This window comes from Aeromonas sp. 603757 (genome assembly GCF_049171255.1).
In the GTDB taxonomy this organism is placed as follows: Bacteria; Pseudomonadota; Gammaproteobacteria; order Enterobacterales; family Aeromonadaceae; genus Aeromonas; species Aeromonas veronii_A.
In genome coordinates this window covers 49255-67029 of sequence record NZ_JAAKOE010000012.1, presented here as the reverse complement: position 1 = coordinate 67029, position 17775 = coordinate 49255, and the positions used below count along the sequence as shown (strand labels likewise).

The window sequence follows — 17775 nt, the reverse complement described above, 5'->3', positions numbered from 1 at the left end:
TGAGGCATCGGTTAAGATGGATGGGACAGGATCGTTTCAAACCGAGGAAGCCTGATGTACGAGAATCTGAAGAGCCTGGGGATCCAGGATCCCGCCTCCGTCGACAGCTATACCCTGCGCCAGGAGGCCAACCACGACATCCTCAAGATCTACTTCAAGAAGCAGAAAGGCGAGTTCTTCGCCAAGAGTGTCAAATTCAAGTATCCACGCCAGCGCAAGACCATGCTGGTCGACTCCGGTACCCATGAGTACAAGGATGTCACCGAGATCAACGCCAACCTCAAATATGTGGTGGATGAGCTGGACAACCTGACCCAGGGCGTCCATCAGCAGGCCGACCCGGACATCAAGCAAAAGATCCTGCGCGACCTGCGCCATCTGGAAAAAGTGGTACAAAACAAGATCAGCGAAATCGAACGGGATCTGGAGAAACTCTAACCCTCCCCCTCTTGCTTAAAGAGCGCCCAATGTGGCGCTCTTTTTATTGGCTGACTTTATATAGGTTTATCAGGTGATGACATGCGATAAGTCGAGCGAGGCACACCAGCGGTTGTGCCGACATAGGGCATCCCGTTACACATCGCATCTTGGGTAACGAGACTCCTGCCGAGTTCGACCTGCTGTGACTCGCACGATCCATAACCAGAAATAGCAAGAGGGAGGCTTTCGCCTCCCTCTTCAAACACGCTGATATTCAGGCAACAGGATTAGTTGCTCTTCATCCAGATGTCCATGTCGGTTTTCAGGTTGTCGGACTTGGTACCGAAGATGGCTTGAACGCCGGAACCAGCCACTACCACACCGGCAGCACCCAGTTTCTTCAGACCAGCCTGGTCAACCTTGGCAACATCTTTCACACCAACACGCAGACGGGTGATGCAGGCATCCAGAGAAGCGATGTTCTCTTTACCACCGAAGGCGGCAACCAGAGCAGCAGACATCTCGTCTTTGCCTTGGCCAACGGCCTCTTCAGCAGTCTCGTCTTCACGACCCGGGGTTTTCAGGTTCATGGCACGGATAACGAAGCTGAATACGACGTAGTAGATAGCCGCGTAAACCAGACCCAGACCAACCAGCAGCAGCATGTTGTCGGCACGCGGTGATTGCACCACGAAGTCGATGAAGCCGTTGGAGAAGGTGTGACCGTGTACGATACCCAGAGAGTTGGTCAGCACATAAGCCAGACCAGCCAGTACAGCGTGGATGGCGTACAGAACCGGAGCGATGAACAGGAAGGAGAACTCGATCGGCTCGGTGATACCGGTCAGGAAAGAGGTCAGGGCTGCAGAGGCCATGATACCAACGATCTTGGCGCGGTTTTCCGGCTTGGCAGCGTGAGCAATGGCGAACGCAGCAGCAGGCAGACCGAACATTTTGAACAGGTAGCCACCAGCCAGCTGACCAAAACCGTTACCGGCAGCGCGGGAAGCGTCATCAGCAGTCAGGAAGCAGGTCATGATACCGTGAACAGTTTCACCGGCACCGTTGACGCAGGTACCAGCCTGATAGAAGAACGGTACGTTCCAGATATGGTGCAGACCGAACGGGATCAGGGAGCGCTCAACCACGCCGTAGATACCGAAGGCCAGTACCGGGTTCTGGTTGGCAGCCCAGTCAGAGAAGGCACCGATGGCACCACCCACTGGCGGCCAAATCACGGACAGGATCACACCCAGACCGATGGAGAGGAAACCGGTGATGATGGGTACGGCACGTTTGCCCGCGAAGAAGCCCAGGTATTCTGGCAGCTGGATCTTGTAGAAACGGTTGAACGCCCAGGCAGCGATACCACCGGCCAGGATACCACCCAGCACGCCGGTTTCGATGGTTTCAACACCCATCACAGGTGCCATGACCTTCAGGGTTGCGACCATGATGCCGTAGCCAACGATGGCTGACAGACCGGATACACCGTCGTTATTGGTAAAGCCCAGAGCAACACCCACTGCGAACAGCAGGGCCATCTGGCCAAATACGGAACCACCGGCTTGCTCCATCAATTGGGAGACAATTTCCGGCATCCAGCTGAAGTGGGCAGCACCCACCCCCAGCAGAATACCTGCGACTGGCAAGACTGATACTGGCAGCATCAGCGCCTTACCAACCTTTTGCAGATTAGAGAAAGCATTTTTGAACATTGTGTGCGCTCCTGAATGGATTGTCGTCCCTGAACGATCTATCTGGATGAAATAAGGACTGATTCATTCAGATATCTTCGAGTCGGGCTTGTTTATTTTGACCATCAGAATATAACCCAGCGGGTCATAAATTGCTGCTTTCGAAGGCGGGGGAATATTGAATTTGGAGGGAAGATCACAACTTGTTTAGCGGCTAAAAAACGCATCTAATAGAAATTAATAATCCGCATTATCACTCTATTACAAAGACATATAAATAGCAGTTTCACTTTGTATTTTAATAATGCCATTTACATCAAATAGCAACTCACTGTAACAGAATGTAACGGCGTGATTTTTATTTATTACAGTCTACCGATTAAAAAGGCCTCCAACAAGGGAGGCCTCAATAAATATATCTGACCAATAAATGGTCGTATTATTCTATTTTTGCGACCGCTTGACCGCATCAATAAACACGCTTTTTGCCTTGGTTGAACCAGCCCGCTCGGCCTCGTTCACCAGCTTCATCGCCTTGTCGATATCCCCCGTCTTGACCGCTTTTTCGATCTGGCTCTGGTAGAAGGCTTCTGTTTCACTCAGCATGGCAGGAGCAGGTTTGGCTGCGACCGCAGCTGTTGCAGTTGTGGTAACGGCTGCAGTCGTCGCTATCGCGGCAACCTGCTGACCCTGGCTCATGGCCACCTTATCGGCATATTCGGGTTTGAATACCGCATCAAGACCACTTCCACGGGCCATATCTTTGACTTTGATCTGCACCAAACCCCAAGGGGAGTGCGGGATCACCGGATCCTTGATATCAGGCTCAACGGTACCATTAGCACGAGCAAACGCTTTTGATGGATGAAGGATTGTTGTGCTGCCAGAGAGTTGGTCCGCAGGCGCATAGACGATCATGTATGTTTCGCTGGCCGGGTTGCCAGGCATGCTGCGGTCAACAAAGAGACGCCCTTCGATACGGTCGTTATCGAGCAGGTGAGCAGGCTGATAACTGAATACAGACTCACCCAGTACGCGAGTCACCTTGAACTCGGCATCCAGCATAATGACTTTGGGCACCATCACGGTTTTGCTCACCTGTGATGCCAGGCTAATCGCCAGATTACCGGTGTTGGCCGGCAGGCGATAAGCCGCAAAGTAACTCATCCCCTCATCAAACTGAAAAGTGGGTTGCTTGCCATCGATGGCCAGCAAGGTCTCACCTTCAGGCAAGGGGGCATAACTGAAATCTTTAAACGCCACACAGCAGCTGGAGGCTTTGGCCAACGCTTGCTTGGCTTGATCTGCATCGCTCAAGATAGAGCCATGTTCTTGCAGAGGAACAACCATGTTGCCGGCACAACCGGTTAATAGCGCAGTGATTACGGCTGCAATAGACATCTTTACCCGTTTCATTTTTCTTATCTCCATAATCCGGTGGCCGTGATCCGGCGAAACAAAACTGCCCCCATAAGGGGGCAGTCACTAACTTAACTTAAACTTTTGCTTACCACCAAGCTTCTGCTTGCACACCAAACTGGTAGGTGTCTTTGGAGGTATTGCCTTCGAAGACTTTCTTGTCTTCGTCGTTAGCCAGGTAGGAGGCGAACACACGGATTTCCGGACGGGCCCAGAAGCTGGAACCAGCAGACCAGGCTTGAGCCAGGGTCAGCTTGTAGCCGGCATCTTTGTCTTCGCTGCCATTGGTGGACTTGTTGTTGTCCTTGAAGTAACCGCCTTCAAAGATGGTCTTGTTGAAGTCATCCCACTTGTACATCGGGCGAACAACAACAGACATGGTTTCCCACTTGTCGTTGCCGTCCCACATTTCGTTGCCTACACCGTAAACCAGCTGGTGACCCATCTCCCAGGAGTTGCCCATCGGAACAACGCCCCAGTTGATGATACGGAAACCGTCAGCACCGTCTTTGGCTTCAGCGCCGTACCAGGAACCATCGCCATAGAAAGCCATGGTCTTGGAGTAACCTTCGGTACCGTATTGCAGCACGGTTTTGTTGAAACCACCGAGGATGCCAGCGGTCAGTTCAGCAGTCAGCATCACGCCATCTTGCGGATTCTTTTTCAGTGCTTTCTGATCGTTGGTCTCATTGACCAGAGCATAGTCAACGCCCAGTTCCAAGGACGCATCGGTCCACAGCGGGATGCCGGCATAACGCAGATCCAAGGTGTTAACGTTCAGATCTTCATTCTTCTGATAGGTCGGGTTACCGTTGCCATCCACTCCGGTTTGGGTGTACTGGCCAAACACATCGGCAGCGCTGCGATCGTTGCGTACCCATGCGAAAGAAACTTTACCCGGACCAGCCTGGATGCCTTCGATACCAGCACCGGCACCGGAGATGTTCCAGTAGTAGAAGTCGGAGATGTGGATGTCATGGCGTTGATAGTAACGCTTACCAGCCCACAGGGTTGCTTCAGGAGCAAAGTTCAGCAAGCCTTTGGCTTGTACGTTGAACTGACGCAGAGCGAAGTCGGAATCACCATTGCACTGCTTGGCATCGAAGTTACAAACAGTACCGGTACCTTCCCAGTCGTTTGAACCGTTGGAAGCCATGGCAAACATGGAATCAACATAGAAAGTCTTGCCATCTTTGTTGAATACTTCCTGACCCAGTTGCACTTCACCGTAGGTATCATTTTCGTTACCAAGACGGCCAACTTTATTGACGTTGTATTTAACCATGTCGCCGTCGCCGGAAACACCGACGCCGGAACGGAAATAACCGTGGAAATCTACGGCAAAGGCGGCTTGGGAAGCCAGGGCGGCAGTAACAGCTGCTGCAATCGGGAGCCACTTCATTTTCATTGTCATATTCCTTATTTCCCGCAGTGAGGAGTGTGATCCTGAATATTCAACTTCTTATCACCATGTAATCCTCTTGGTGATAACCGAGGTTGATTATAGGGAGCGTATTTCACGACAAATATGAAGCGACTCACAAAATGGCGACAAATCGCTCGGCAAACGATCGCCACAACAACAACAAGTAAAAAAGCCATCAACTGCGCAATTAAAATCCGGAAAACAAGAAAAACACACAATAACAACAACTCTGAAAGCGTTATCATTAATTAATTCGCGATAGAACTAAAGTCATTATTTTACGTTCGAATGACAAAAACATGACTGAGATCGCTTTCAAGATGGAACTTTTATTTGGATGACGGGTCTGCGGTGCGCGTGAAACCATTACGGCAATGGAATGCTAAAAGGGGAAAATACCCCTCCGCCATCAGGGGAAATATGCGTTGCAGAGTGAGATGGTTTTTGTGCAAATAACAATCCCCTGCTACTTAAGGCTCAGGGGATTGATATGGCTCTATTCAAGAGAATATTCAGGGCTGAATATCCCACTTTTTCAGCCAGCTGAGTGCCACCTGTTCGGGTTCATCGTGCACGGTGGCATCCAGCTCCAGCGGGGAAATCACTCGCGTGGCCCCCAACTCTTGCAGCAATCCGTCCAGCCGACGGCCCGCGCCACAAAAATGGTCATAGCTGCTGTCCCCCATGGCAATCAGGGCATAACGCAATCCCTTAAGCCAAGGTGCCTTGTCGGCCAGCTCGCTGGCAAAAGGCTGCAGATTGGGTGGAATGTCCCCCTGCCCGGTGGTGGCACTGACCAGCAATAAAAAACGGCCGGGGTCGATGTCCGCCAGCCGTGCTTCTTCGTGCAGGGTACAGTGATGCCCCTTGCGTTCCAGCTCATCTGCCAAGGTCTCGGCCACCAGCATGGCTGCGCCGTAGACAGTTCCTACCACGATATCGATCTGCGCCATTCTCCTCTCCCTGCTTGAGTCACTCTTTTGAGCAACTCTATCAGCAAGCTGGCGTCAGATGCCACCGATTCAGGGCTGAGCATCAGGCGCTTAGTAGTCGCTCTCGCTGGCGGGCCAGCCCAGCTCGGCAAACAGGCGCAGCACATCCTGACCGAGTGGCGCCTGGATCCGCATCGGCACCTTGAGCACAGGATGGGTAAAGCTCAGGGTGCGGGCCACCAGCAGCAGCCGCTCGCAACCGAAGTGCTCGCGAAAGAAACGGTTGTGACGACCATCCCCGTGGGTGGTATCCCCGACGATGGGGTGGAACAGGTGATCCATATGGCGGCGCAACTGATGCTTGCGACCGGTCTTCGGGAACAATCTGACCAGACTGTAGCGACTGGTAGGGTGCTTCTTGGAGACCGCGTGGGGCAGCTCGACCTGATGCAGGCGACGGAAGGTGGTGACGGCATCCTGCGCCGGGCGATCCGGGTTGCTCATGGCATCGGCAATCTTGTCCAACTGCTCCTTGAGGGGATAGTCGATCACCCCCTGCTCGGGCGCCCAGCCACGCACCAATGCCAGATACTCCTTGTGCACCTGACGTTGGGTGAAGGCTTCAGTGAGTGCGCGGGCAATCACCGGATCGAGCGCAAACAGCAGCACGCCTGAGGTGGGACGGTCGAGGCGATGCACCGGATAGACATGGCGACCGCCGATGAGATCCCGGGTCATCTGCATGGCAAAACGGGTCTCGCCCTTGTCGAGCCAGCTGCGATGCACCAGCAGACCGGACGGCTTGTTGACCGCCACCAGCCACTCATCCTGATAGAGCAGGGTCAGCTTCAGGTCACTCTCTTCTCGGGTTTGATCTGGCATCATTGTTCTATCACTTTGCCGGAGAGCAGCAGATCGAAGCGGGCGATCAGGCGCAGCAGCGCTTCAGCTTCGGCCAGATCTTCTTTGTAGACTTCGCTGGCCATGGGATAAAGGGAGACGCTGGTGGGCAGCGGCGCCTGCAACATCACCAGCTGCTCCATGCGCGGGATCAGCACGAACTGCAGCCACTGATCAAAGCTCAGGGTATCGACACAAAAAGGCAGGGTGCTTGCCAGGGCTTCGTCACCGGGATGGTCAGCTTGCCAGCGCTCAAGGCGCTGCAACTCGGCGGTGAGTTCCCCCAACAGGCCAGCTACCAGCAAATATTGATTCATCTCGCTCTCTTCCTCATAACCACAGATTGATCCGCTGACCCGACAGGGTCAGCCAGGATGCCGATACATTCGGTCGCGCAGCACCGGCGATTCTGCCGGCTCATCGACATACACGGCAGCCAGCGCGGCCTGCCGACTTTAAAAAAGGGCGATACTATACACCTCCCCCCGCATGGCTGCCATGTTGATATCTGCCGCAACGCGCGTCTGCTGCCACTGGCTATCCTCGGCAAGGGCCTTATAATCGGCCCGCATCACCATTAGCCGGATCTCACCATGTCTGTGACGCCTACTGCCATCAATACCTTGACCGAATTTCTGACTCAGGCTGGCACCCAGTTCCAGCTGTTTGACATGGGCCGCCAGGTGCGGCCACTGGCCAGCGACACCTTTGTGCGCATCGAACAGCAGCAAGAGCCCTACCCCTGGCCGCTGCAACAGCACGCCTGGTTGGGTGTGCACTTCTTCCAGCCGAGCGAGTCTCGCCACTACCTCTGGTTCCTCAAGTTTGCCCTCGATGAGCGCGGCCTGCTGATGTCAAATGGCCCCAAGCTGTTCATGGATCAGGTGGTGGAAACCCTGGGCTACAAGCTCACCGGCGATCTGGATGAAGAGAAGGCCCAGCGCTTGGCCGACAATCCCTACACCTTCCGCCCGGCGGAGGCAAAAATGGCCAGTCTGCACGCCAAGCTGGCGCGCCAGCTGGAGCAGGCCCCTTCCGCCTATTACGATGCCCTCTGCCACTATCTGGCCGCCCCCAACGACACCGGTTGGCAAACGCTGGGGCTGCAGGGCTTTGCCGATCTGGCCGAGCGACTCCATGATGAGCGCAATCTGGCGCTGATCTGCAAGGCGCTGCCCAAACTACCGCAAGAGCCGCTCTATGCACTCTGCCAGAGCCTTGAAAACGCCCCGCTGCCGCCGGCAGTACAAGGCGCCCTGCTCGAGCGGATCGGCAAGGAGCAGGAGTGCGCCGCCCCCAACCCGGAGACCCTGGCCTACCTCTGCCGCGCGATGGCCTCCTGTCCCGGCAGCTCTTTGCGCACCAACAAGCTGCTGACCCTGCTGCAAACCCAGCCGAGCCCGGCGCTGCTGCTCGCCATTGCGGGCCGGCTCTGGCCCGACCTGAAAGATGCCAATCTGCTCAGCCACTATCTGGAACAGCTGGCACTGCAACCGACCCAGTTCTTCAATCAGGTTTTTGCCGAGTTGGTCACTTTACCGGCCCTGCGCAATGATATGCTGGCCAGACTGCGTGACCCCGACCGCAGCGATGCGCTGGGCAAGGCCATCGGCCGTCTGTTTGCCTCGGCCTGATCCCTCGCCCCCCCCTCACGCCACTAGGCAACACGGCGGGAAATAGAAAAGGAGATCGGGAGTACCGAGCAGGACTCCCGGTTATCGACATCACGATAAGGAAGCCCGCCTATGGGAGAGATGCTCGGAATTTTGTTGCTGATTGCGATTGCCGGCCTGTTCTGGCTGCAACGCCAACAGGCAGAAGTGGCCTGGCAATACATGCGCCGCTACTGCCAGCACCATGATCTGCAACTGCTGTCGCTGGCCCGCAACCGGCGGGAGCTGGCCCGCAATCCCCTGCGGCTGCTGACCCACTATCAGTTTGAATTCTCCAGCGATGGCGAGAGCCACTATCAGGGCACCCTCAAGATGCAGGGGCTGCACGTCGTAGGCGTTGATCTGCCACCCCATCGCATCCCCTCTGCCTGATCTCCACTCTCGTCTCTGCGCCCGATGGCTGTGCCTGTCTATAATCTCAGGGATTAAACAAAGGGAGAGACGAGATGGAACCCCTTGTCCACGATCTGCCAGCCCTGTTTGCCCAGCTCGGGATGGCCAACGACGAGCTGAGCCTGCACCGCTTTGTGCACGACCATCACCTCGACAATGAGACCCTGCTGCCGGAGGCCGGTTTCTGGAACGCCGCCCAGGCCAGCTTTCTGCGCGACGCCCTGTGGAACGACTCCGACTGGTGTGAAGCGATCGACCAGCTCGATGTGATGCTGCGCCAACCCCGCTAAGCCGCCCTTTCCTCCCCTGCCGGCTTTGGTTAAGATCCCGCCCCGATATCGATCCCCCCTTCTCACCCAGAGCATGCTTATGTCCGCCCACGAGATCATCCGAATTGCCAACGAGCTGGCCGCCAAGGGCCTGACGCCCACCACTGCCATGATCAAGGCCCGCCTCACCCAGCCTGTGCCGATGGCCGAGCTGCTGAAAGTGCTGAGCCAATGGAAGCAGCAGCCAGTTGCGACCGCCGAGAGCGAGCTCCTGCCAGAGGCTGTGCCTCAGCCAGCACCGGCGCTCACCCTGCAGCAACTCGCCGAACAGCTCGCGCGCATCGAACAGAAGGTGGATCGCCTGACCGACCTGCTCCTCCAGCAGAAGCAAGGCTGAACCATGTATATCATCGAACTCTGCTTTGAGTGCTACCGCGATACCTCCCTTGGCGACGCCGAGCGGGCCATCGTCAACTACCTAGACATGCTGCGTTATCAGGGCCAGATCCTCGGGCGGGAGTTCCCCACCAGCATGCATGAGGGCTATTTCGTCAGTCGGGTGGTCTGCCCAGAGCAGGATAGCCTGCACCCCGACAACCAGAGCGAGCTGGTCAAACTGGCCGAACAGCAGCTCAATCAGGCGGGGTTGCTGGCGCCCAAACTCCAGCTGCAGGGAGCGGATCTGCTCTCCGACAGCACAGATCCTTGCAGCCAGCAGGGCGAGCGGCCGAGCTGGATGATGCTCTACACCAGCTTCCTGCACACCTGCTCGCCGCTGCGCTGTGGCGACCACTTCGCCCCGATTCCGCTCTACCAGCTGCCCGCAGTCGCCAACGGAGATCAGAAGCAGATCATCAAGTGGCAGGAGGATTGGGAGGCGTGCGATCAGTTGCAGATGAACGGCTCCATCGCCGAACATGCGGCGCTGCACGAAATCGGCGAAGTGGGCAGCCGCCTCTACCGGCGCGGCACCGATCTGGCCAAACGGCTGGAAGTGCTGAGCGGCATCCCCACCTACTACTACCTCTACCGGGTGGGCGGGCTGAGCGCCGCCGAGGAGAAGGCGCGCCCCTGCCCCAGCTGTGGCGGTGAGTGGGCGCTGGCTGCGCCGCTGCACGAGATCTTCGACTTCAAATGCGACAGCTGCCGACTGGTCTCCAACCTCTCTTGGGATTTCAAGGATTGAGCCTTCACTTGAAGGCTGCTTTCGCTAATTGAGATGGCAAATGTCCGATTACGCTTCGCTAATCGAACCTACCCCTTGCTCTCAACTCCTGCTGGATGGGGAGCTTATTGCGGCAATGTCTCCAGCCGTTCCAGAAACGCCGGCAAAGAGGGCGCCAGCGTCAGACGGCGGCCTGAATCGAGCCACTCCAGCCACACCTGACCACTCTCGTTATCCAGCGAGATGAGCGTCATCTCGTTGCGGGTGGTGGCAATAAAGATGGAGGGGGTTCGTTTTAACTTCCGCAGCATCAGCAGGTGGCCGATGAGGTTCTCCCTGAGCAGGTCGAGATCCGCGTCGTTCCATGGCAGGATCAATTCAAGGCGCAGCCCCTTGAAAAGGCAGGGGATGGGGCGGCTGAACCAGTGCCCGAACAGGGCAATGGCGCCGGGATGAATCGTCAGCTCGAGGGCATCGGCCATGGCTGTAAAATCGGCGGGTTCGGGACGATGGTGAGGACGCCAGGCCACCCGACCATCGGCAGGCTCACCAAGCTGGCAGGGGGAACGCCAGTCCGCCTCCCACTCGCACAGGGGCAGGCCTCGTCTGGCCTCGCCATCCCGTTGCCAGCGGGCAAAAAAGTGCTCCAGGGCAGACAAAACTTGATCCGACATCGAAAATCCCCACAATTGCTGGCAAAGTCCGCTATTGCACCACCAAACCCGGTAACAGACAAGGTTGCCAGCCGACCTAGTGACCCGGGAAACAGAACCCGGGATACAGAGAGGCCGACGCCCAAGCCAAGCGGCTGCAACCATCCGGCCCTGCAATGGCCCGTTTCATTCCACTCATCATGAGCACATTACGTGAGCAACCCTGTGAGCAAACAAGATAGATACGCCGGGGCCAGCGCCCTGACCGGCCTGAGCCTGGGCCAGCAATCCGATTACATTAGCCAGTACACCCCCTCCCTGCTGCAGCCGGTTCCACGTAGCCTGAACCGGGATGATCTCAAGCTGGGCGATGACCTGCCCTTTAGCGGTTGCGATGTCTGGACCCTCTATGAGCTCTCCTGGCTCAATGCCAAGGGCAAGCCGATGGTGGCGGTGGGTGAAGTGGCCATTCCGGCCACCAGTGCGAACCTGATCGAATCCAAATCCTTCAAGCTCTACCTCAACTCCTTCAACCAGACCCGTTGCGACTCTATCGAGGCAGTCGCCGCCATGCTGACCAAGGATCTGAGTGCCTGTGCCGGTGAGACCGTCAAGGTGACCCTGTTCCCCCTCGACAAGGCGCCGCACCAGATTGCCCTGCTGCCCGGCGAGTGCATTGATGAGCAGGATATCGAGGTAGACAATTACGAGTTTGATGCGTCCCTGCTGCAAGGGGCGGCCGGCAGCGAGCAGGTTGAAGAGACTCTGCACAGCCACCTGCTCAAATCCAACTGCCTGGTCACCAGCCAGCCCGACTGGGGCTCCGTGGTAATCCGCTACAAGGGGCCGAAACTCGATCGGGAGAAGCTGCTGCGCTACCTCATCTCGTTCCGCCAACACAACGAGTTCCACGAGCAGTGCATCGAGCGGATCTTTATCGACCTCAAGCACTATTGCCAGCCTGAGCAGTTGACCGTCTATGCACGCTATACCCGCCGCGGCGGCCTCGACATCAACCCGTTCCGCTCCGATTTCGAAGCCGTGCCAACCAACCTGCGTCTGATCCGTCAATAAGAGCAGACGTTGATAAAGGGCTTCCCGGTATCACACCCGAGCGCCCTGCTATCTCAACCCTGCTGGCGCCTTGATGCATCCGGCTACAAAGGAGCCTGAGCACACCATCAGTAAACGCTGGACTCGCAGGGGTGGGCTTGGATAACATGCCAACACCTCTGCGCCGTCCTTAATCCAATGAATCAACTGTTTTTTCTGGCTATGATGATGTCTTCTCTGTCCGCTCCGAATCTGGATCTGGACAAGGAGCAACTATCCCTGGATCTGCAACAGGCCCAATCACTGGTGCTGACCGACCCTGCCAGATGTGTTCAGATCACCTCCGCCTTTCTGACGCGTGCGGCCAATAATCCCCAGCAAATCATCAGTAATCGTCAGGAGTTCGGCTATCGCGAGCCTCTGCTCAGCTACAGCACCGTTTCGCAAACCATCGGAGCACACCTGCTTGAAGGGGAGTGCCGAATCCAGCTTGGCCAATATCAAGCTACCCAGCAAACCCTCGACAAGGCGATGGAACTGGCGGAGAGAGAGCGCCAACCCGAACTCAAGGCCCACGCCCTCTATCTCAAAATCCGTAGCCAGGGGCTAAGGCAAGATGGCCAGAACAACAGCCGTATCCTGCTGGAACAATTGGACGAACAGCTGGCCCGTCCCGACCTCAAACAGAGCCAGTTACAGATCTATAGCCGCCTGCAACGCACCAGCTACGAGATTGAAAATCAGCATCTTGAAGACGCCAAGACCCATCTGGCGGATGCAAGGATCTGGGCTGCCAAAGCCACCAATCCTCTTGCCAGCGCCTGGGTCAGCGCCATCAGCGGCGACCTTTATCGTGTGCTGCAACAACCCCAGCTGGCACTGGGTGAATATATCGATGCCCAGCAGCAGGCCAAGAATCTCAACGACCCGCTCTTTCTCGGCTTGCTCTCCAACCAGATAGTCAAACTCTATCAGCAAGAGCAGGAGCCCCAGAAAGCACTGCAATATGCCAATGAAGCGGCCAACTATTTTCACTCCATCGGCAATCCGTCACTGCTATGCGACTCACTTATCGTGCTGGCCCGACTCAACCGCGATCAGGGCGACCTCAATATGGCGCTGGTCTACTTCTTCAATGCGCTGGATTTGCTTGATGAGGGAAGCAGTCGGCCGCAGGCCTCTCTGCTCAAGTACGAGATAGGCAAAACCTATCTGCAAAGCGGTAACCTCTCGCTGGCCGGCAACTACCTCAATGCATCCCGGCAGTCCCACGAGTTGGGCGATGCCAAAGAGCCGCTGATCGATACCCTGCTGTTGCTCGGCGAGCTCTATCTGAAGAAGCAGGAGGCGGCCATCGCCATCCTGCAGCTGGAAAATGCCCGGGCACTGGCCAATCAGGTAGGCGACACTCGCCGCCAGTACGAAGTATTCCGCCTGTTGTCACTTGCGTATGAACAGAAGGGATACCTGCACCAGGCCCTCGACAGTTACAAGCGCTTCCATCGTTTGGGAGAAGAGGTTCGCCAGCAGGAAATTGATCAGGAGCAGGCTGCGATCCGCGACAACTATGTCCAAGTTGAACGGGTACAACACATCAAGGAGCTGGAGCAGCAGCTTAACAACAGCCAGCACCAGCAGGAGCGCTATCTCTGGTCGAGCATTACCACCAGCCTGCTGCTGGCGCTCTTCATCTACCTCTTCTTCACCCTCTGGCTCAAATTGCGTACCGCCCGTCTGCAACTGAAACGCACTGGCGAGGCCCTGCTGATCGAACCCCGTTCCGGACTTGCCAACTGGCAGCGGCTGATGAATCGCTGGCCACGAGAGATGGCAAAACGCCAGCTGAAATCGGAGCGCTGGTATCTGAGCGAAGAGCACAGCGAATTCGATGACAAGCTGCACTACCTGTTGTTCAGGGTGCCCTTTATGGTCAACACCCTCGAGCGCCACGGCTATCAGGTCAGCCGTGAAATCGAGCAGGCGTTCGGCATCTATATGGATACCCTGACCCCGCAAGATGGCCGTATCTATGACTTGCGGGAAGGGCACATGCTGTACGTTGTACCGCAGCGCCACGTGACCAACCTGCATCAACTTGCGGGAGACCTGCTAACCGCAATCGCCGCCTTCCCTTGCCAATACGAGCTTGATCGCCAGATAAGCCTGGGGATTGTCAGCCACCCCTTCCTGCCCAAGGCGGCGACCGCGCTCGATCACAATGGCCTGTTCGACCTCTGCTATCTCGCCCTGTCGGGAGCCATTCAGCTCAGTGAAAAATACCGGCAAAACGCCTGGTTGGAGCTCGCCGCCATCGATTGCCAGCAGGCTGCATTTTTTAATGGGGATGTGTGGCAATGCGGCTTGATGGCAATTGACAAGGGGCTGGTAAAAGTCAATTCTTCTCATGAAAAGCAATGGGTTAACTGGCCCAGCCTCGCAAGGATGCAAGCTGCTGAAGGCCAGCTGGCAAATAATAGATAACAGACGACACTCAACCTCGGGTTCGGCCACTGTTGCTATCCAACACCAAAAACAATAATGACAACAGGGCGACCTGATAATGAATGACATCGCTGCCGTAGCAGGACAATTGGCCAGGCTCAGGGAATCCCTCCAGCAAAAACAGCTGGAGCTCGACGGCGTTCTCTCCTTTTCCGATGCAGAGCGAGCTCGTGGCATCCAGTTTATCAACAAGCTGATGCTCTCTTGCCGCGGCTTCGATCGCGAGCTGGATAATCGCTTCGCCAAACTCAAGCAGAGACTGGATAGCAATCCCGCATTCACTTCTCTGGATGCAGAGCTACTTGCCATCGAGAAGTTGCTGCAGCAGCACAGCAATGCACTGGAAGAGTCGCTCACCCTGACCCAGGCAGCCATTGATCTTGGCTCAAAACAGCTAAAAACCATCAAGGGCTTCCCGGAAGAGACCCGAAAATCCCTCAAGGAATTTCTGAAAAGCCCCGCCGGCTATGGTATTGCCGATCATCAAAAGAAGGTGATCCGCCTGCTTGAATTCTATCAGCAGGCGATCAAGATCCAGCTGCTGCCAAGCCAGCCACTGTCCGGCTCTTCAGCGCCCCAACAGCAAGAGAGCGAGCCCGGTTGTGAACCCCAACCTGATGTTGAGCCGTTTGACCTCAAAGATCATGCGCGTATCGCAGACGAACTGCAGCGGCTGATCACCGAACTTGATTTCGCCGGTTCAATTGGCGAGAGCCTCGGGGATATCCGCCGTCAACTGCTGATCGGCATCAATCCTGCCATGCTGGCAGAGACCTGTATGCAGGTCATCGAACTTATCATCGAAGGCACCCGCGAGGAGCGCAAAGCCTCCCGCGCCTTTCTCAGCTCCCTCAACGAGAGCCTGTCAGCAGTGCATGTCGGCTTTACCGAATCCCTCGATGAGGGGCGTGCGCTACAAAATGAAACCCGTGAAACCCGCGAAGCTCTGGTCTGCGAACTGCAGGCGATCGACCACTCCCTGGCCAGCCATAACTCCATCGATGCGCTCAAGCGTGCCATCTCCGGCCATATGGGCGCCATCAATCTGCTGCTGCAAGAACGGGAAAGTACCGCAGCACGGGAACGTCACCTGCTCACCCGCCTCTCCACCATGGAGTCCAAGCTGCGCTTGATGAAGGATGAGACCGCCGAATACAAGAAGCGGCTGACCATTCAGAAGCACAAGCTGTTCCTCGACAGCCTGACTCAGGTACACAACCGGGCCGCCCTCGACGAGCGGCTGGAGCAGGAGTTCAAGCGCTGGCTTCGCTACCGCACTCCGCTCTGCATGGCGATCATCGACATCGATCACTTCAAGAACATCAATGACAATTATGGCCACATGGCCGGCGACAAGGCGTTGAAGGTTGTTGCCAAAGCGCTGCAGAGCGCCCTGCGTGACACTGACTTCATCGCCCGTTTCGGCGGCGAAGAGTTCGTGGTGCTGCTGCCCAATATCAACCCGGACAAGTTCCAGAAGCCGCTGGAAACCCTGCGCCAGACCATCAAGAGCATCCCGTTCCGTTTTCGCGATGCCAAGGTGGAGATCACCATCTCCATCGGCGCAACCCTGTTCAAGGATGGTGACAACCCCTCCGATGTGTTCGAACGGGCGGACAGAGCGCTCTACCACTCCAAGAACGCAGGTCGGGATCAAGTGACACTGGCCTGAGTGGTGACTAAAAAAACAGCGAACAGTCGTCGCCCTATTTCCCTCCCCCCTCCGTTGCCACTACTATCAAACTCAGGGGATGCAACATGGCATCCCTTTTCTCCCCAGGGAAAAAACACAACGATAACAAGTGAGTAAAGGGGAACCTATGATTACGCACATCAATCCCGTCGGCAGCATGGATTTGCTGTCACAGCTTGAGGTGGATCGCCTCAAGCAGACTGCCTCCAGCGATATCTATCAACTGTTTCGCAACTGCTCGCTGGCAGTGCTCAATTCCGGTAGCCATACCGACAGCTCCAAGGAGATCCTGGAGCGCTTCAAATCATTCGACATTCATGTGATCCGGCGCGAGCGCGGGGTCAAGCTGGAACTGTTCAACGCCCCCGAGCACGCGTTCGTCGATGGCGAGATCATTCGTGGTATTCAGGAGCACCTCTTCTCGGTGCTGCGCGACATTCTCTATGTCTCCAACCAGCTTGAATCGAACCGGCTGGTCAACCTCACCAATTCGACTCATATCTCCAACGTGGTGTTCGCCATCCTGCGCAACGCCAAGGTGATCCTGCCTGGCGCCGATCCCAACCTGATCGTCTGCTGGGGTGGACATTCGATCAACGAGATCGAGTACCAGTACACCCGCGCCGTGGGCAGCGAGCTGGGCTTGCGTGAGCTGAACATCTGTACCGGTTGCGGCCCGGGAGCCATGGAGGGCCCGATGAAGGGGGCCGCCGTCGGCCATGCCAAACAGCGGGTGCGCAACGGGCGCTACATCGGCCTCACAGAGCCCTCCATCATTGCGGCCGAGCCGCCCAACCCCATCGTCAACGAGCTGGTGATCCTGCCGGATATCGAGAAACGGCTGGAAGCATTCGTGCGTCTGGGCCATGGCATCATCATCTTCCCGGGCGGGGTCGGCACCGCCGAAGAGCTGCTCTATCTGCTCGGCATCATGATGCATCCGGCCAACGAACGACAACCCATGCCCATCATCCTGACCGGCCCGAAAGAGAGTGCCGACTACTTCCGAGCCATCGACGACTTCATCAAGGCGACCCTCGGTGAACCGGCGACCAAGCTCTACCGGATCATTGTTGGCGATGCACCGGAAGTGGCCCGAGTGATGAAGGAGGCGATGCCGAAAATCCGCGAATACCGCAAATCGGTCGGTGATGCCTACTCCTTCAACTGGTCCCTCAAGATTGAGCCGGAGTTCCAGCTCCCCTTCGAACCGGATCACGCCAGCATGGCCAGTCTGGATCTGCACCGCAACCAGCCGCCCCAGTTGCTGGCCGCCAACCTGCGTCGTGCCTTCTCCGGCATCGTCGCCGGCAACGTCAAGGAAGGGGGCATTCGCGCCATCGAGAAGAAGGGCCCCTTCAAGCTGCACGGCGACAAGGAGCTGATGCACCTGATGGACAAGCTGCTGGAGAGCTTCGTCAAGCAGCAGCGGATGAAGCTGCCGGGCAGTCAGTATGTGCCTTGCTACGAAATCGTCCGCTAGGGTACAGATACATCATCGACAGAGGGGCGCATCGGCGCCCCTCTTTATTGGCGCTATGCCTTCCCGACCGCCATCAATCCCCCATAAGGCGAGCGGT

Annotated in this window: 17 protein-coding genes; 10 read left to right on the top strand and 7 right to left on the bottom strand. The window is 56.6% G+C overall.

From position 1 onward, the window contains the following. Nucleotides 1–54 precede the first annotated feature (54 nt). The gene (locus G5332_RS12940) at nucleotides 55–438 is read left to right on the top strand and encodes a DUF3461 family protein (RefSeq protein WP_005338583.1); all 384 of its coding nucleotides are present in this window, start codon (nucleotides 55–57) and stop codon (nucleotides 436–438) included. A 269-nt stretch (nucleotides 439–707) separates the two neighbouring features. On the opposite strand, the gene ptsG is transcribed toward G5332_RS12940, so the two are convergent. From ptsG to G5332_RS12910, 6 genes are all read right to left on the bottom strand, one after another. Beyond that, on the bottom strand, nucleotides 708–2138 hold the full coding sequence (ptsG, locus tag G5332_RS12935; protein WP_005338586.1) for a PTS glucose transporter subunit IIBC: 1431 nt from the start codon (nucleotides 2136–2138) through the stop codon (nucleotides 708–710). 423 nt (nucleotides 2139–2561) lie between these two features. After that, nucleotides 2562–3533, bottom strand: coding sequence for a MalM family protein (locus tag G5332_RS12930; RefSeq protein ID WP_421172794.1), 972 nt, complete (start codon nucleotides 3531–3533; stop codon nucleotides 2562–2564). Between the two features lie 91 nt (nucleotides 3534–3624). Next, entirely contained in the window at nucleotides 3625–4944 is a 1320-nt protein-coding gene (locus G5332_RS12925) for a maltoporin (RefSeq protein ID WP_302054505.1), read from the bottom strand. Nucleotides 4945–5474: 530 nt separating this feature from the next. After that, a complete protein-coding gene (locus G5332_RS12920; protein ID WP_216951888.1) occupies nucleotides 5475–5915 on the bottom strand; it encodes a flavodoxin in 441 nt (146 codons plus the stop codon). Nucleotides 5916–6005: 90 nt separating this feature from the next. Beyond that, the gene (truC, locus tag G5332_RS12915; protein WP_041202291.1) at nucleotides 6006–6779 is read right to left on the bottom strand and encodes a tRNA pseudouridine(65) synthase TruC; all 774 of its coding nucleotides are present in this window, start codon (nucleotides 6777–6779) and stop codon (nucleotides 6006–6008) included. Continuing rightward, nucleotides 6776–7111: a YqcC family protein gene (locus tag G5332_RS12910; protein WP_005338596.1), complete on the bottom strand. Its 336-nt coding sequence runs from the start codon at nucleotides 7109–7111 to the stop codon at nucleotides 6776–6778. The genes truC and G5332_RS12910 overlap by 4 nt, the downstream gene beginning before the upstream one ends. Before the next feature lie 276 nt (nucleotides 7112–7387). On the opposite strand from G5332_RS12910, the gene G5332_RS12905 reads away from it, so the two are divergent. The 5 genes from G5332_RS12905 (at nucleotide 7388) to G5332_RS12885 (ending at nucleotide 10315) form a co-directional block, all read left to right on the top strand. Then, nucleotides 7388–8428: a DUF3549 family protein gene (locus G5332_RS12905; protein WP_421172792.1), complete on the top strand. Its 1041-nt coding sequence runs from the start codon at nucleotides 7388–7390 to the stop codon at nucleotides 8426–8428. Between the two features lie 111 nt (nucleotides 8429–8539). After that, complete coding sequence (locus G5332_RS12900; protein WP_042657215.1) at nucleotides 8540–8839, top strand: DUF3301 domain-containing protein; 300 nt, start codon at nucleotides 8540–8542, stop codon at nucleotides 8837–8839. A 74-nt stretch (nucleotides 8840–8913) separates the two neighbouring features. Further along, nucleotides 8914–9150, top strand: coding sequence for a DUF2789 family protein (locus G5332_RS12895; protein WP_005338602.1), 237 nt, complete (start codon nucleotides 8914–8916; stop codon nucleotides 9148–9150). Nucleotides 9151–9229: 79 nt separating this feature from the next. Further along, nucleotides 9230–9526: a DNA-binding protein gene (locus G5332_RS12890; RefSeq protein ID WP_421249718.1), complete on the top strand. Its 297-nt coding sequence runs from the start codon at nucleotides 9230–9232 to the stop codon at nucleotides 9524–9526. A 3-nt stretch (nucleotides 9527–9529) separates the two neighbouring features. Next, nucleotides 9530–10315: a Zn-ribbon-containing protein gene (locus G5332_RS12885; RefSeq protein ID WP_421249719.1), complete on the top strand. Its 786-nt coding sequence runs from the start codon at nucleotides 9530–9532 to the stop codon at nucleotides 10313–10315. A 104-nt stretch (nucleotides 10316–10419) separates the two neighbouring features. On the opposite strand, the gene syd is transcribed toward G5332_RS12885, so the two are convergent. Further along, nucleotides 10420–10968, bottom strand: a complete 549-nt coding sequence (gene syd / locus G5332_RS12880; protein ID WP_201943214.1) for a SecY-interacting protein — start codon at nucleotides 10966–10968, stop codon at nucleotides 10420–10422. 204 nt (nucleotides 10969–11172) lie between these two features. Here syd and queF point away from each other — a divergent pair, with 204 nt between their 5' ends. The 4 genes from queF to ppnN all read left to right on the top strand — a co-directional run bounded on the left by queF (nucleotide 11173) and on the right by ppnN (nucleotide 17678). Further along, nucleotides 11173–12021: an NADPH-dependent 7-cyano-7-deazaguanine reductase QueF gene (queF, locus tag G5332_RS12875; RefSeq protein ID WP_101530823.1), complete on the top strand. Its 849-nt coding sequence runs from the start codon at nucleotides 11173–11175 to the stop codon at nucleotides 12019–12021. Nucleotides 12022–12198: 177 nt separating this feature from the next. Next, nucleotides 12199–14481 carry a hypothetical protein gene (locus G5332_RS12870; protein WP_421249720.1) on the top strand — a complete coding sequence of 761 codons (2283 nt, stop codon included), beginning with the start codon at nucleotides 12199–12201 and terminating at the stop codon, nucleotides 14479–14481. 79 nt (nucleotides 14482–14560) lie between these two features. Further along, entirely contained in the window at nucleotides 14561–16174 is a 1614-nt protein-coding gene (locus G5332_RS12865) for a GGDEF domain-containing protein (protein ID WP_216951894.1), read from the top strand. Between the two features lie 148 nt (nucleotides 16175–16322). Next, nucleotides 16323–17678, top strand: coding sequence for a nucleotide 5'-monophosphate nucleosidase PpnN (gene ppnN / locus G5332_RS12860; protein WP_019445906.1), 1356 nt, complete (start codon nucleotides 16323–16325; stop codon nucleotides 17676–17678). The last annotated feature ends 97 nt before the right edge of the window (nucleotides 17679–17775 follow it).

Coding starts and splice junctions, on each gene's coding strand:
- G5332_RS12940 (WP_005338583.1), top strand. CDS start 55: ATGTACGAGAATCTGAAGAGCCTGGGGATCCAGGATCCCGCCTCCGTC.
- ptsG (WP_005338586.1), bottom strand. CDS start 2,138: ATGTTCAAAAATGCTTTCTCTAATCTGCAAAAGGTTGGTAAGGCGCTG.
- G5332_RS12930 (WP_421172794.1), bottom strand. CDS start 3,533: ATGAAACGGGTAAAGATGTCTATTGCAGCCGTAATCACTGCGCTATTA.
- G5332_RS12925 (WP_302054505.1), bottom strand. CDS start 4,944: ATGAAAATGAAGTGGCTCCCGATTGCAGCAGCTGTTACTGCCGCCCTG.
- G5332_RS12920 (WP_216951888.1), bottom strand. CDS start 5,915: ATGGCGCAGATCGATATCGTGGTAGGAACTGTCTACGGCGCAGCCATG.
- truC (WP_041202291.1), bottom strand. CDS start 6,779: ATGATGCCAGATCAAACCCGAGAAGAGAGTGACCTGAAGCTGACCCTG.
- G5332_RS12910 (WP_005338596.1), bottom strand. CDS start 7,111: ATGAATCAATATTTGCTGGTAGCTGGCCTGTTGGGGGAACTCACCGCC.
- G5332_RS12905 (WP_421172792.1), top strand. CDS start 7,388: ATGTCTGTGACGCCTACTGCCATCAATACCTTGACCGAATTTCTGACT.
- G5332_RS12900 (WP_042657215.1), top strand. CDS start 8,540: ATGGGAGAGATGCTCGGAATTTTGTTGCTGATTGCGATTGCCGGCCTG.
- G5332_RS12895 (WP_005338602.1), top strand. CDS start 8,914: ATGGAACCCCTTGTCCACGATCTGCCAGCCCTGTTTGCCCAGCTCGGG.
- G5332_RS12890 (WP_421249718.1), top strand. CDS start 9,230: ATGTCCGCCCACGAGATCATCCGAATTGCCAACGAGCTGGCCGCCAAG.
- G5332_RS12885 (WP_421249719.1), top strand. CDS start 9,530: ATGTATATCATCGAACTCTGCTTTGAGTGCTACCGCGATACCTCCCTT.
- syd (WP_201943214.1), bottom strand. CDS start 10,968: ATGTCGGATCAAGTTTTGTCTGCCCTGGAGCACTTTTTTGCCCGCTGG.
- G5332_RS12870 (WP_421249720.1), top strand. CDS start 12,199: ATGAATCAACTGTTTTTTCTGGCTATGATGATGTCTTCTCTGTCCGCT.
- G5332_RS12865 (WP_216951894.1), top strand. CDS start 14,561: ATGAATGACATCGCTGCCGTAGCAGGACAATTGGCCAGGCTCAGGGAA.
- ppnN (WP_019445906.1), top strand. CDS start 16,323: ATGATTACGCACATCAATCCCGTCGGCAGCATGGATTTGCTGTCACAG.